Source organism: Micromonospora sp. NPDC051925 (assembly GCF_044548625.1).
Classification (GTDB): domain Bacteria; phylum Actinomycetota; class Actinomycetes; order Mycobacteriales; family Micromonosporaceae; genus Micromonospora.
In genome coordinates, this window is record NZ_JBIUCH010000001.1 from 301,781 (window position 1) to 316,111 (window position 14,331).

At 71.6% G+C, this 14,331-nt stretch carries 8 protein-coding genes and 2 tRNA genes; 9 read left to right on the forward strand and 1 reads right to left on the reverse strand.

The window, feature by feature from the left end; genetic code table 11:
* Positions 1-75 precede the first annotated feature (75 nt).
* The 5 genes from ACIG87_RS01275 to ACIG87_RS01295 all read left to right on the forward strand — a co-directional run bounded on the left by ACIG87_RS01275 (position 76) and on the right by ACIG87_RS01295 (position 11,037).
* On the forward strand, positions 76-1,032 hold the full coding sequence (locus ACIG87_RS01275) for a carbohydrate ABC transporter permease (protein WP_396847019.1): 957 nt from the start codon (positions 76-78) through the stop codon (positions 1,030-1,032).
* 45 nt (positions 1,033-1,077) lie between these two features.
* Positions 1,078-1,965 (forward strand): carbohydrate ABC transporter permease, encoded by an 888-nt coding sequence (locus tag ACIG87_RS01280; RefSeq protein WP_396847021.1) that lies wholly within the window; start codon positions 1,078-1,080, stop codon positions 1,963-1,965.
* A gap of 134 nt (positions 1,966-2,099) precedes the next feature.
* Complete coding sequence (locus tag ACIG87_RS01285) at positions 2,100-3,689, forward strand: glycoside hydrolase family 13 protein (RefSeq protein ID WP_396847023.1); 1,590 nt, start codon at positions 2,100-2,102, stop codon at positions 3,687-3,689.
* 193 nt (positions 3,690-3,882) lie between these two features.
* Positions 3,883-6,774 (forward strand): discoidin domain-containing protein, encoded by a 2,892-nt coding sequence (locus ACIG87_RS01290; RefSeq protein ID WP_396847025.1) that lies wholly within the window; start codon positions 3,883-3,885, stop codon positions 6,772-6,774.
* Between the two features lie 234 nt (positions 6,775-7,008).
* Entirely contained in the window at positions 7,009-11,037 is a 4,029-nt protein-coding gene (locus ACIG87_RS01295) for a discoidin domain-containing protein (RefSeq protein WP_396847027.1), read from the forward strand.
* Positions 11,038-11,165: 128 nt separating this feature from the next.
* On the opposite strand, the gene ACIG87_RS01300 is transcribed toward ACIG87_RS01295, so the two are convergent.
* A complete protein-coding gene (locus ACIG87_RS01300) occupies positions 11,166-12,170 on the reverse strand; it encodes a LacI family DNA-binding transcriptional regulator (RefSeq protein ID WP_396847028.1) in 1,005 nt (334 codons plus the stop codon).
* A gap of 146 nt (positions 12,171-12,316) precedes the next feature.
* On the opposite strand from ACIG87_RS01300, the gene ACIG87_RS01305 reads away from it, so the two are divergent.
* The 4 genes from ACIG87_RS01305 to ACIG87_RS01320 all read left to right on the forward strand — a co-directional run bounded on the left by ACIG87_RS01305 (position 12,317) and on the right by ACIG87_RS01320 (position 14,327).
* Positions 12,317-13,723: a hypothetical protein gene (locus tag ACIG87_RS01305; protein ID WP_396847030.1), complete on the forward strand. Its 1,407-nt coding sequence runs from the start codon at positions 12,317-12,319 to the stop codon at positions 13,721-13,723.
* A gap of 20 nt (positions 13,724-13,743) precedes the next feature.
* A tRNA-Lys gene (locus ACIG87_RS01310) sits at positions 13,744-13,815 on the forward strand.
* 9 nt (positions 13,816-13,824) lie between these two features.
* A tRNA-Pro gene (locus tag ACIG87_RS01315) sits at positions 13,825-13,896 on the forward strand.
* Positions 13,897-13,946: 50 nt separating this feature from the next.
* Entirely contained in the window at positions 13,947-14,327 is a 381-nt protein-coding gene (locus ACIG87_RS01320) for a YccF domain-containing protein (protein WP_396847032.1), read from the forward strand.
* Positions 14,328-14,331 lie beyond the last annotated feature (4 nt).

Consider the following 14,331-nt stretch of genomic DNA (forward strand, 5'->3'; position numbering starts at 1 on the left):
TCCGGCCCGACCGCCGTCCCGGCCCCGCCCCCGGCCGAACACCCGCCGGCCGCCTCGACCCACGCAGGAGTTGCCTTGGTGATCACCACCGCCCCGGGGACGCGACCACGATCGGGCCACCCCGCGACGCCCCGCCCGACGGGGCCGCCCCGCACCAGCCTCGGCCGCAAGGTCCGCGACAGCCTCACCGGGCACGCCTTCCTGATCGGCGCGGTGCTCTGCTTCGCGTTCTTCTCCTGGTATCCGATGGTCCACGGCGTCGTGATGAGCTTCCAGCGCACCCGACGCGGCGTGACCACCTGGGTCGGCTGGGACAACTACACCCGGATCGTCGCCGACCCCAGCTTCGGGGCGGCCTGGAAGAACACGCTCACCTTCACCGTGCTCGCGCTGGTGCTCGGGTACGCGGTGCCGTTCTTCGTGGCCATCCTGCTCAACGAGTTCCGGCACGCCAAGGGCTACCTGCGGGCCCTGGTCTACCTGCCGGTGATGCTGCCGCCGGCCTCGGCGCTGTTCCTGTTCAAGTTCTACGCCTACGACCCGAGCGACGCGGGGCTGTTCAACTCGATCCTCAAGGCCCTGCACCTGCCGACCTCGCAGTGGATGCAGTCGCCCGGGATGACGATGCCGGCGATGGTGCTCGCGTCGACCTGGATGAACATGGGCGGCGCGGTCCTGATCTACCTGGCCGCGTTGCAGAGCATCCCCGGCGAACTCTACGAGGCCGCCGAGCTCGACGGCGCCGGGATCTGGCGGCGCATCCGGCACGTGACGATCCCACAGACCCGGCTGATCCTCGCCCTGCTGGCGATGTTGCAGATCGTCGCCACCATGCAGTTCTTCATCGAGCCGCTGATCCTGGCCAACGGCGCGGGCGCCGAGGACTCCGCCACCTCGGTGGCGTACCTCATCTACCAGCACGGCTTCTTCCAGAACGACCTCAACGGCGCCGCCGCGCTCGGCGTGATCATGCTCGTGGTGCTGGCCGGCTTCTCCGCCGCCTACCTGCGGCTGAGCGCGAAACAGGACTAGTCCCACCACCACCTACGACACCCACCACCCAGGACGGGACGAGGCATGGCACACGACTCCGCAACCCGCACCCTCATCTCCCACGCCCAGCTCAGCCGGGGCCGGGGCCGGGTCGCCTACTGGACGCTGCTCGCCGTCGTCGTGGTGGGCTTCACGCTGGTCTTCCTCGGGCCGCTGTACTGGATGGTCACCGGAGCGCTGAAGTCCGGGCAGGAGATCGCGCAGACCCCGCCGTCGCTGTTCCCCCGGGACCCACGGCTTGCGAACTACACCGACGCGTGGCACCACCTGAACCTCGCCAAGCTGCTGTTCAACACCTTCTACTACGCCGCCGGGGCACTGGTCTTCCAACTCGTCCTGGACACCGCAGCGGCGTACGCCCTGTCGAAGCTGCGGCCGGCGTTCGGCAACGTGGTCCTCGGCCTGATGCTGGCCACCCTGATGATCCCGGCGATGGTGCTCATCGTCCCGCAGTACGTGACCGTGATCGACCTGCCGATCCTGCACCTCAACCTGCTCGACTCGCCGTTCGCCATCTGGCTGCCCGCGGTCGCGAACGCGTTCAACATCTTCCTGCTGAAGCGGTTCTTCGACTCGATCCCGGAGGAGCTGATGGCGGCGGCCCTGGTGGACGGGGCCTCCCCGCTGCGCACCCTGTGGTCGATCATCCTGCCGATGTCGCGCCCGATCCTCGGCGTCGTCTCGATCTTCGCGGTGACGGCGGTCTGGAAGGACTTCCTCTGGCCGAAGCTGGTCATGCCGTCGCCCGAGACCCGGACGGTCAGCGTCGGCATCTACGCCTTCTCCGGCGGCACGCCGATGAACGTGGTGATCGCCGCGTCGGTCATCGCCGCGCTGCCGACCGTCGTCGTCTTCCTGATCTTCCAGCGGAACATCATGTCCGGCCTGACCACGGGCAGCCTCAAGGGCTGACCCGCCGCTACCAGGTCCCCGAGCCCGGCACGGGACGCCGCGTGGCCCGCGCGGCGCGGCCCCGACGCCCGTACCGATCCAGAAAGCAGGTGCACGTGTCCCCAGCAGACAGCGGTCCGTGGTGGCGGTCAGCGGTGATCTACCAGGTGTATCCCCGCAGCTTCGCCGACGGCGACGGCGACGGTATCGGTGACGTCGCCGGGATCCGGTCCCGGCTCGGTCACCTGTCCGCGCTCGGCGTCGACGCCATCTGGTTCAGCCCGTGGTATCCGTCGCCGATGGCCGACGCCGGCTACGACGTGGCCGACCACCGGGACATCGACCCGCTCTTCGGCACCCTGCCGGAGGTGGCGGCGCTGATCACCGAAGCCCACGCGCTCGGCATCCGGATCATCGTCGACGTGGTGCCCAACCACTGCTCCGACCAGCACCCGTGGTTCCAGGCGGCGCTCGCCGGCGGACCGGGGGCGCCCGAGCGGGAGCTGTTCTGGTTCCGTCCCGGCCGGGGTCCGAACGGCGACCGGCGACCCACCGACTGGGTCGGCGAGTTCGGCGGCGAGACCTGGACCCGGACCACCAACCCGGACGGCAGCCCCGGCGACTGGTACCTGCACCTGTTCACCGCCGAGCAGCCGGACTTCAACTGGGACCACCCGAGGGTACGGGCCGAGTTCGAGAGCATCCTCCGGTTCTGGTTCGACCGGGGCGTGGACGGCATCCGGATCGACTCGGCCGGGCTGCTGGTCAAGGACGCGACGCTGCCGGAGACCCGGCCGGAGCAGCCACACCCGTTCCACGACCTCGACGGGGTGCACGACATCTACCGTGCCTGGCGACGGATCGCCGAGGAGTACCCCGGCGACCGGGCGTTGATCGGCGAGGTGTGGCTGCCCGACCGGCAGCGGTTCGCCAACTACCTGCGCCCCGACGAGCTGCACGCCGCGTTCAACTTCGACTTCCTCGGCTGCGCCTGGGACGCGGCGGCGCTGCGCGAGAGCATCGACGGCACCCTGCGCGCCCACGCCCCGGTCGGCGCCCCGGCCACCTGGGTGCTGTCCAACCACGACGTCACCCGACACGTCACCCGGTACGGCCGCAAGGACACCAGCTTCAGCTTCGCCAAGAAGCGGGAGGGCATCGTCACCGACCTCGAACTGGGCACCGTACGGGCCCGCGCGGCGGCGCTGCTGTCGCTGGCCCTGCCCGGGGCCGCCTACGTCTACCAGGGCGAGGAACTCGGGCTCTGGGAGGTCGACGTCCCGCCGGAGCAGCGCACCGACCCGATGTGGCCGCGCTCCGGCTACCTCGACCCGGGCCGGGACGGCTGCCGGGTGCCGCTGCCGTGGTCCGGTGACGCGCCCCCGTTCGGGTTCAGCCCGGACGGCGCGAGCGCCGCCCCGTGGTTGTCGCAGCCGGCGGAGTGGAAGGGACACACCGCGCAGGCGCAGGCCGAGGACCCGGCGTCGATGCTGACGCTCTACCGGGCCGCGATCCGGCTCCGACGGGCCGAGTCCGGGCTCGGTGACGGCCCGATGACCTGGCTGGACTCGCCGGACGGAGTGCTGGCCTTCGCCCGGGGGGAGACGTTCGCCTGCGTGGTGAACCTCTCCGACGTACCGGTGCCGTTGCCGGCGCACCGGCACCGCCTGCTCACCAGCGGGCCGCTCGACGCAGACCTGCTGCCCCCGGACACCGCCGCCTGGCTGCGGACGGCACCGGCCTAGTCGTGGCCGGTGGTGGGACGGCCGCCGGGTGCCGCCGCGCCGGCGGACCCGCGACACGTCCCGGCCGCCACCACCGGCCGCCCCACCCACCCGGCTCCGGAAGGGGAGGTGCACCTGCTGCTCGGCGCGGTGCCGACCACGGCTCCACGCGGCTTCACACACGGGGAATGGCTTTCCTGACGAAAGGAACCCCATGGCCATCCATACCGCCACCGCACCACCCACCACCCACGCCCGGGTCACGCTGGCGGCCGTCGCCAGCGCCGCCCTGGTCGCGGCGTCGATCAGTGTCCTCACCCTCACCTCGGCCACGCCCGCGCGGGCCGCCGGCCTGTCCCCGTTCGACATCGTCGGTCGCGGCGCGACCGTGCCGTTCGTCGAGCAGGAGGCGGAGAACGCCGCCCACAACGGGGCGAAGATCGGACCGACCCGCTACTACGGCCAACTGCCCGCCGAAGCCTCCGGCCGGGAGGCGGTGACCCTGGACGCGGTCGGCGAGTACGTCGAGTTCACCCTGACCAAGCCGGCCGACGCGGTGACCTTCCGGTACAGCATCCCGGACAACCCGGCCGGCACCGGCCGGGACGCCAGCATCGACCTGCGGATCAACGGCAACCTGGTCAAGGCCGTCCCGGTGACCTCGAAGTACGGCTGGTACTACGGCGGCTACCCGTTCAACAACAACCCCGGTGACACCAACCCGCACCACTTCTACGACGAGGCACGGACCATGTTCGGGGCGACGTACCCGGCCGGCACGAAGGTCCGGTTGCAGGTCGGCTCCACCGCACAGTCCCCCACCTTCACCATCGACCTGGCCGACTTCGAGCTGGTCGGCGCACCGATCGCGAAGCCGGCCAACGTCATCGACGTGGTCACCGACTTCGGGGCCGACCCGACCGGGGCGACCGACTCCACCGCCCGGTTCCAGGCGGCCGTCGACGCGGGCGCGGCGCAGGGCCGTACGGTCTGGGTGCCGGCCGGCAGCTACACCCTCTGGGACCACGTGGTCGTCGACCGGGTGACGCTGCGCGGGGCCGGGCCGTGGTACTCGGTGCTCGGCGGCCGGCACCCGACCCAGCGCAACCGGGCCGCCGGCATCTACGGCAGGTACGTCCCGGGTGGCGGCTACACCGGCGGGGTACGCCCGCACGAGGCGAACGGGCCCAGCCGCAACGTGACCGTGCGCGACCTCGCCGTCATCGGCGACATCCAGGAACGGATCGACGACGACCAGGTCAACGCGTTCGGCGGGGCGATGACCGACTCGGTGATCGACAACGTGTGGATGCAGCACACCAAGGTCGGGGCCTGGATGGACGGCCCGATGGACAACTTCACCATCCGCAACAGCCGGATCCTGGACCAGACCGCCGACGGGGTGAACTTCCACACCGGGGTCACCAACTCCACGGTGACCAACACGTTCGTCCGCAACACCGGCGACGACGCGCTGGCCATGTGGGCGCAGGACGTGCCGAACGTCAACAACTCCTTCACGCACAACACCATCGGCGTGACCCTGCTGGCGAACCACCTGGTCAGTTACGGCGGCCGGGACATCAGGATCACCGACAACGTGACCGCCGACTCGGTGACCAACGGGGGCGGCATCCACGTCGCCAACCGCTATCCCGGCGTGCAGGGCGCGACCTCCGTGCTGGGCAACTGGACGATCGCCCGCAACACCCTGATCCGCAACGGCAACTCCGACTACAACTGGAACTTCGGCGTCGGGGCGATCTGGTTCTCCGCCCTCAACCAGGACTTCCAGAACCCGACCGTCACCATCACCGACACCGACATCCTGGACAGCTCGTACGCGGCGCTGCACTGGATCGAGGGGCGGACCAACGGCATCGTCCTCAACAACGTCACCATCGCCGGCGCCGGCACGTACGCCCTCCAGGTGCAGGCGGCCAGCCAGGTCTCCTTCACCAACGTCCGGGCCAGCGGCATCGCCCAGGCCAAGCCGATACACAACTGCGTCGGCAGCGGCTTCCAGATCACCCAGGGCACCGGCAACTCGGGCTGGTACACCGCCACCCCGGACTGCGGCCCCTGGCCGGCCCCGAACTGGGGCGGCGGCCCGACCAGCCCGCCGCCGACCAGCACGCCGTCCCAGCCGCCCACCACGCCCCCGGCGACCACGCCGCCGCCCACCACGCCGCCGGGCGGCAACCTGGCCCAGGGCCGGGCGATCACGGCGACGAGCACCTCGCAGGGGTACGTGGCGACGAACGCCAACGACGGCAACGCCGCCACCTACTGGGAGAGCACGAACGGCAGCTTCCCGCAGTCGTTGACGGTCGACCTCGGCGCGTCGGTCAACACCAACCGGGTGGTGGTGAAGCTGCCACCGGGCTGGGAGACCCGTACCCAGACCTTCGCGGTGCAGGGTTCGACCGACGGGTCGTCGTACGCGACCGCCGTCGGCGCGGCCGGGTACACCTTCAACCCGGCGAGCGGCAACGCGGTGTCGATCGCCCTACCGGGGCAGAACCGCCGCTTCCTGCGATTGGCCTTCACCGGCAACACCGGCTGGCCCGCCGGCCAGGCGTCCGAGTTCGAGGTGTACGGCAGCGGCACCACGCCGACCACTCCCCCGACCAGCACCCCTCCCCCGACCAGCACCCCTCCCCCGACCAGCACCCCGCCCCCGGCCAACGGCAACCTGGCCGCCGGCCGGCCGGTGACGGTGACCAGCGTCGCCGACGTCTACGGCGGCGGCAACACGGTCGACGGCAACCCGAACACCTACTGGGAGAGCGCCAACAACGCCTTCCCCCATTCGATCACGGTGGACCTGGGCACGGCCCGCTCGGTGTCGCGGGTGGTGCTGAAGCTACCGCCGGCGGCGGCCTGGCAGACCCGTACCCAGACGCTGTCGGTGCTCGGGTCGACCGACGGCTCGTCCTACGCCACGGTCAAGGCGTCGACGGGTCTCACGTTCAACCCCGCCACCGGCAACACCGCGACGGTCACCTTCCCGGCGACCACCCAACGCCACCTGCGGCTGACCTTCACCGGCAACACCGGCTGGCCCGCCGCCCAGCTCGCCGAGTACGAGGTCTACGCCTCCTAGGCGCGTAGCGCAGGGCCCCTCCCGTCGCCTCGGTGGATGCCGAGGGGCCCTGCACCGCCGGCCGCCGTTCGGCTGGCACCCCCGCCGCCCAGGCGTGCCTGGGCGGGGCTGTCCCGCACCTTCCACGATCGGCACCACCCGGGGGTGGGCACCGTCCGCCCGCTCCCGTCGCCCTGTCGGGCGTTCGCACCGCCACCCCCGTCTGACGTTCCACTCCCGAGTTGGAGGAACGCAATGAGAACCCACCCCGTCCCCTGGCGTCCGCTGGCGGCGATCCTCGCCGCCAGCCTGGTCACGGCGCTCGCGCCGGCTGTCCCCGCCACCGCCGCGCCCGCCGAACGGACGCGTGCGACAAACCTCGCCGCCGGCCGGGCCACCTCGGCGACCAGCGCCAGCGCCGGTCACGCCGCCACTGCCGTCGCCGACGGCGACCAGGCCAGCTGGTGGCAGGGGCGCGGCGCCCTCCCCCAGGCAGCCGCCGTCGACCTGGGCCGCAGCACCACCATCGACCGGGTCACCCTGAAGCTGCCCCGGGGCTGGTCGAAGCGGACCCAGACGCTGGCCGTGCAGGGCAGCCCCGACGGCACCTCGTACCGGACCATCGTCGGCGCGGCGCGGCAGACCTTCGACCCGGCGGCGAACAACCTGCTGACGCTCCGGTTCCCGGCCACCAACGCCCGGTACGTCAGGGTGGAGGTCACCGCCAACACCGCTGCGCCCGCCGCCCAGCTCGCCGAACTGGAGGTCCACCCGGCGGCGGTGTCGACGGTCAACCTCGCCGCGGCGGCAGCGGTGTCGCTGACCGCCAGCAGCACGGCCGACGTCTACGCGCCCGGCAACGCCGGTGACGGCAACCCGAACACCTACTGGGAGAGCGCCAACAACGCCTTCCCGCAGTGGCTCCAGGCCGACCTCGGCGCGGCCGTCGCGGTCAACCGGGTGGTGCTGAAGCTGCCGCCGGCCGCCGCCTGGCAGACCCGGACCCAGACCCTCAGCGTGCAGGGCAGCACCACCAGCGGCGGCCCGTTCGCCACCGTCGTCGCCTCCGCCGGGTACGTCTTCGACCCGGCCACCGGCAACACCGTGACGATCACCTTCAACCAGACCATCACCCGCTACCTGCGGCTGGCCATCACCGGCAACACCGGCTGGCCGGCCGGGCAGATCGCCGAGTTCGAGGTCTACGGGCCGACCGGCGGCGACACCCAGGCCCCGTCGACGCCGGGCAACCTGGCGTACACCGAACCGGGGTCGGGTCAGATCCGGCTGACCTGGACCGCCGCCACCGACAACGTCGGGGTGACCGGGTACGACGTCTACGCCAACGGCACGCTGCGCACCAGCGTCGCCGGGACCGTCCTGACCTACACCGACACCCAGCCGGCGACCGCGACGGTGTCCTACTACGTCCGGGCGAAGGACGCGGCGGGCAACCAGTCGGGCAACAGCAACACGGTCACCCGTACCGGCAGCAGCGGTGGCGGCACGAACCTGGCGGTCGGCAGGCCGGTCACCGCGTCCGGTTCGGTGTTCACCTTCGTGCCCGCCAACGCCACCGACGACAACGTCGCGACCTACTGGGAGGCCAACGGCCTGCCGAGCGTGCTGACCGTGGCGTTGGGGGCGAACGCGAACGTCAACGCGGTGGTGGTGAAGCTCAACCCGGACAGCTCGTGGGGTCCGCGCACCCAGACCATCGGGGTGCTCGGGCGGGAGCAGAGCGCCGGCGCGTTCACCAGCCTGGCCGCGGCCCAGTCGTACAGCTTCAGCCCGGCCACCGGCAACACGGTGACCATCCCGGTCAGCGCCACCGTCGCCGACGTCCGGTTGCAGATCACCACCAACTCCGGCGCGCCGGCCGGCCAGGTGGCGGAGTTCCAGGTCATCGGGGTGCCCGCGGCGAACCCGGACCTGACCGTCACCGGCCTCACGGTCGCCCCGGCCGCGCCGGTCGAGACCGACACGGTGTCCCTGTCGGCCACCGTCCGCAACGGCGGCACCGCCGCGTCGGCCGCCACCACCGTCAACTTCTACCTCGGCACGACGCTGGCCGGCACCGCCACCGTCGGCGCGCTGGCGGCCGGGGCCACCAGCACGGTCACCGCGAACGTCGGCGCCCGTGACGCGGGCAGCTACCCGTTGAGCGCCCGGGTCGACGAGGCCAACACGGTGATCGAGCAGAACGAGACGAACAACAGCTTCACCAGGTCGTCGCCGCTGGTCGTGACGCCGGTGGCCAGCGCCGACCTGGTCGCCTCGCCGGTGGGCTGGTCGCCGACCAACCCGGCCGCCGGCAACACCGTCACCTTCTCGGTGGCGATCAGGAACCAGGGCACGGTCGCCGCCGCCTCCGGCGCGCACGGCATCACGCTGACCGTGGTCAACCCGGCCACCGGCGCGGTGCTGCGGACCCTGACCGGGTCGTACTCCGGCGCGATCGCGGCCGGCGCGAGCACCGCACCGGTCGGCCTGGGCAGCTGGACCGCCGTCAACGGCAAGTACGACGTGCGGGTGGTGCTGGCCGACGACGCCAACGAGTTGCCGGTCAAGCGGGCCAACAACACCAGCGTCACCCCGCTCTTCGTCGGCCGTGGGGCGAACCTGCCGTACGAGATGTACGAGGCCGAGGACGGACTGGTCGGCGGCGGGGCGCAGGTGGTCGGGCCGAACCGGACCATCGGCGACCTGGCCGGTGAGGCGTCCGGACGACGGGCGGTCACCCTGAACTCGACCGGCAACTTCGTCGAGTTCACCACCCGGGCGAGCACCAACACGCTGGTCACCCGGTTCTCCATGCCGGACGCCCCGGGCGGCGGCGGCATCGACTCGACGCTGAACGTCTACGTCGACAACGTGTTCCACAAGGCGATCCCGCTGACCTCGAAGTACATCTGGCTCTACGGCGCCGAGGCCAGCCCCGGCAACTCGCCGGGAGCGGGCGGACCCCGGCACATCTACGACGAGGCGAACATCTTCCTCGACACCACCGTCCCGGCGGGCAGCAGGATCAAGCTCCAGAAGGACGCCGCCAACACCTCCACCTACGCGATCGACTTCATCAACACCGAGCAGGTCGCGCCGGTGGCCAACCCGGACCCGACCCGGTACGCGGTGCCGGCCGGCTTCACCCACCAGGACGTGCAGAACGCCCTGGACCGGGCCCGGCAGGACGCCAACCTGCTCGGCGTCTACCTGCCGGCGGGCAGCTACCCGACCCAGCAGAAGTTCCAGGTGTACGGCAGGGCGCTGCGGGTCGTCGGCGCGGGCCCCTGGTACACCCGGTTCACCGCCCCGGCCAACCAGGAGAACACCGACGTCGGCTTCCGGGCCGAGGCGTCGGCCAACGGCTCGACCTTCACCGGGTTCTCCTACTTCGGCAACTACACCAGCCGCAACGACGGGCCGGGCAAGGTGTTCGACCTGTCCCGGGTGTCGAACATGACGTTCGACAACATCTGGGTGGAGCACCAGATGTGCATGTTCTGGGGTCTCGGGGTCAGCAACATGACCATCCGGAACTCCCGGATCCGCAACACGTACGCCGACGGCGTCAACATGACCAACGGCAGCACCGGCAACCTGGTCAGCAACGTCGAGGGCCGGTCCAACGGTGACGACGCGTTCGCGCTGTTCTCCGCGACCGACGGTGGCGGCGGGGCGAACACCGGCAACGTGTTCGAGAACCTCACCGCCACGCTGACCTGGCGGGCGGCCGGCGTCGCGGTGTACGGCGGGCAGAACAACACCTTCCGCAACATGTACATCGCCGACCTGCTGACCTACTCCGGCATCACCGTCAGCTCGCTGGACTTCGGCTACCCGTTCACCGGCTTCGGTCCGGGCCCGACGACGATCGAGAACGCCTCGATCGTGCGGGCCGGTGGGCACTTCTGGGGTGCGCAGACGTTCCCGGCGATCTGGATGTTCGCCGCGTCCAAGGAGTTCCGCGCGATCCGGGTGAACAACGTCGACATCGTCGATCCGACGTACCACGGCATCATGTTCCAGTCGAACTACAGCGGCGGGCAGGCGACCCAGGCGGTCACCGACACCGTCTTCACCAACATCTCGATCAGCGGCGCGCAGCGCAGCGGCGACGCCTTCGACGCCCGGTCCGGCTTCGGGATCTGGGCCAACGAGCTGCCCGAGGCGGGTCAGGGCCCGGCGGTCGGCGCGGCCACCTTCACCAACGTCCGGTTCAGCAACAACGTCCAGAACATCCGCAACACCACGTCGACCTTCACCATCACCGTCAACCCGTGACCCTCGGCCCCGGGTAACCGGTGCGGGCCGGGCAGGTGCCGCCGGGAGGTTCGTCCTCCCGGCGGCACCGTCCGGTCATCGGCCAACGGCCGCCGGGGGCGTGCGCGCGGGGCACCGCCGGAGGTCGGTCAGCCGGCGGCGCGGGCCGGGGCGGTGGAGCCCCGGACCACCAGTTCCGGTTCGAAGAGCAACTCGTCGGGGAGCACCCCGGCCCCGTCGATCTGGGTCACCAGCAGGTCCACCGCCGCCTGGCCCATCGTCTCGATCGGCTGCCGCACCGTGGTCAGCGGCGGGTCGGTGCAGGTCATGAACGCCGAGTCGTCGAAGCCGACCACCGAGACGTCCGCCGGCACCGCGCAGCCGAGGCGGCGCACCGCCCGGATCGCGCCCAGCGCCAGCACGTCGCTGGCGCAGATGATGCCGGTCACCCCGCGCTGGACGAGCTTCGCCGCCGCCACCCGGGCCCCCTCCATGGAGAAGCTGGACCGCTCCACCCACTCCCCCGGCTCGTCCCAGCCGGCGACCTGCGCCATCGCCGCCAGCTTGCGCCGCGACGGCACGTGGTCCTCCGGGCCGAGCACCAGACCGATGCGCTGGTGCCCCAGCGACCGCAGGTGCCCGTACGCCTGCTCGACGGCGACCGCGTCGTCGGTCGACACCCGGGGGAAGGTCAACTCGTCCACTCCGGCGTTGACCAGCACCACCGGCAGTCCCCGGTCGGTCAGCCGCCGGTAGTGGTCGTGCGTCGCGTCCGCCAGCGCGTACGAGCCGCCGGCGAAGATGACGCCGGAGACCTGGTGGTCCAGCAGCATCTCCACGTAGTCCGACTCGGGCACCCCGCCGATGGTGCGGGCGCAGAGCGCCGGGGTGAACCCACGCTGGGCCAGCGAGCCCGTCACCACCTCGGCGAGGGCCGGGAAGATCGGGTTCTGCAACTCGGGCAGCACCAGCCCGACCAGGCGGGCGCGCTGGCCGCGCAGCTTGGTCGGGCGCTCGTAGCCGAGCACGTCGAGGGCGGTGAGCACCGCCGTCCGGGTCGCCTCGGAGACCCCGCCCCGACCGTTGAGCACCCGGCTCACCGTGGCCTCGCTGACGCCCGCCTTGCGGGCCACCTCCGTCAACCGCTTCGTCACGACGCGAATCCTACGTCAGATCATTGCAAGAAATGAACAACACCATGACCAGAGATGTCATCGAACGGTCACCCCCTGCCCATGCGGCGACCAGCGCCGACGAATCAGATTGGCGTCGGCTCCCGGCCGCTGCCACCATCACCCGCATGTCCCTCGCCGAACTGTCCCCGTCGGACGCGCTGATCGCGCTGTACGCCACCCTCGACCGGCGGCCCCGACCGGAGGAGGTCGCCCACCTGGTGTTCCGGGCCGTCGGCGACCGGCTCGACCAGCGCGACCGCATGCTGCTGGGCCGAGCCGCCCGCGCGGCGTCCCGGTGGCACGGTGAGAGTTCCATGTCGGACGACTTCGCCCGCCCGGTCGGCGGCACCCGCCAGGTCGACGCGGCGCGGCGACTGTTCGCGCTGCCCGACGACGGCGTCGACCCGGACGATCCGACGTCACTGCTCGACTTCACCCGCCGGCTCGGCGAGTCCCTCGGCGTGCGGGACGCGCACCGGCTCGACTTCCAGCGGGACCGGCTGAACCGGGCGGACCGGGTCGCCGCCGGAATCGAGCTGTCCAAGCGGCAGTACAACAGGCGGTTCCGGGTGACCCGGCGGGTGGCCGCCAAGGCCGGACGGCTCCGAGCCGGGCAGACCCGGCGGCAGCTCACCCTGGTGGCCCGCTCCGGGTTCGCCGCCGGTCTCCCGCCGGCGACCTTCGTGGCCGATCCCTGGGCCGCCTGCTTCGTCGCGTACCTCACCGCCCGGCGCAAGCTGCGCCGCGAGTTCACCCTGTCCGGACGGGACAACCCGTACGACGAGATCGCGGATCTGCTGTTCCGGCAGTGTGTTGCCGCCCCCGACACGGACTGGTGGATGATCGCGCAGGTCCATCCGACCCCGCAGGTCCTCGCCCGGCTCACCGACCGGCAACGTGGTGAGCTGCTGGGCCGCTGGTGGGCCACCATGCGCCAGGTCGCCGCGTTGCTGGCCTGGATCTGGTCGGCCAGCGAGTTCGACCGGGCCACGATGGTCGTCCGCCGGGGCAACGACTCGTCGACGTGGAACCTGCTCTGCGGCGCGTACAACACCGCCCGCGCGGCGTGGATCGCCACCCTGGCCGCCACCGGTAGCCTCGACCTGCTCGACGTGGCCTGTCCGGGCAAGGTGATGCTGCTGATCGCGGCGGACCTCGCGGCCTGGCACCGGTCCACCGGCGGGGGCCTGCACCCCGACACGACGGTCTGGGCGCGGCTGCCGCTGCCCTGGGACGTCCTCGACGGCACCGCCACCTGTACCCGGGCGGACGTGGCGGCGGCCTGCGCCGAGGCCGGCGTCGACGCCGAGCGGTCCGGGTGGCTGGCACCCCGACCGGCCGGGGCGGTCGGCACCTTCCGGCCGACCCCGGAACTCGTGCACGGGGTGGCCGTCGTCGACCCGGTGTGGGCGGCGGCCCTGCGCTCGGCCGGCGTCTTCTCCGGCCGTCCGATGCGCGACAGCGCGATCCAGGTACCGGCCGACGTGGTCCTCCGTGAGCTACCGCAATCCGGTGGACAGCCGACCCCTTGATCCGGCAGCATCGCCGGTGCCCCGCCGTAGCTCAGTGGTAGAGCGCCCGGCTCTTCACCGGGTGGACGCTGGTTCGAGCCCAGTCGGTGGGACCGCGGAGATCCGTCGTAGCTCAGTGGTGGAGCGGCCGGCTAGGGACCGGTTGGACGCCGGTTCGAGCCCGGTCGACGGATCTCCGCCCGGCCCCGTCGGCACGGTGGCGGGCGCTGGTCACTATGGAGGAATGATTCGCTTCGTCCTGAACGTGCTGTGGCTCATCCTCGGTGGCGGAATCGTGCTGGCGCTCGGCTACTTCGTCGCCGCGGTGATCTGCTTCGTCCTCGTCATCACCATCCCGTTCGGGGTCGCCTCGCTGCGGCTGGCCTCGTACTCGCTGTGGCCGTTCGGCCGCACGCTGGTCACCAAGCCGGGCGCGGGCGTCCCGTCCGGGCTGGCGAACGTGCTGTGGGTGCTGCTGGCCGGCTGGTGGCTGGCGCTGTCCCACCTGGTCGCCGGGATCGCGCTCTGCGTCACGATCATCGGCATCCCGTTCGGCATCGCCAACATCAAGCTCGTCCCGGCGGCGTTCTGGCCGCTCGGCCGGGAGGTCGTCAAGGCACCCTGACCGG

What these genes read in the sequence shown, in the direction of transcription:
- ACIG87_RS01290 (WP_396847025.1), top strand. Translation starts at nt 3,883, where the DNA reads ATGGCCATCCATACCGCCACCGCACCACCCACCACCCACGCCCGGGTC.
- ACIG87_RS01305 (WP_396847030.1), top strand. Translation starts at nt 12,317, where the DNA reads ATGTCCCTCGCCGAACTGTCCCCGTCGGACGCGCTGATCGCGCTGTAC.
- ACIG87_RS01320 (WP_396847032.1), top strand. Translation starts at nt 13,947, where the DNA reads ATGATTCGCTTCGTCCTGAACGTGCTGTGGCTCATCCTCGGTGGCGGA.
- ACIG87_RS01280 (WP_396847021.1), top strand. Translation starts at nt 1,078, where the DNA reads ATGGCACACGACTCCGCAACCCGCACCCTCATCTCCCACGCCCAGCTC.
- ACIG87_RS01295 (WP_396847027.1), top strand. Translation starts at nt 7,009, where the DNA reads ATGAGAACCCACCCCGTCCCCTGGCGTCCGCTGGCGGCGATCCTCGCC.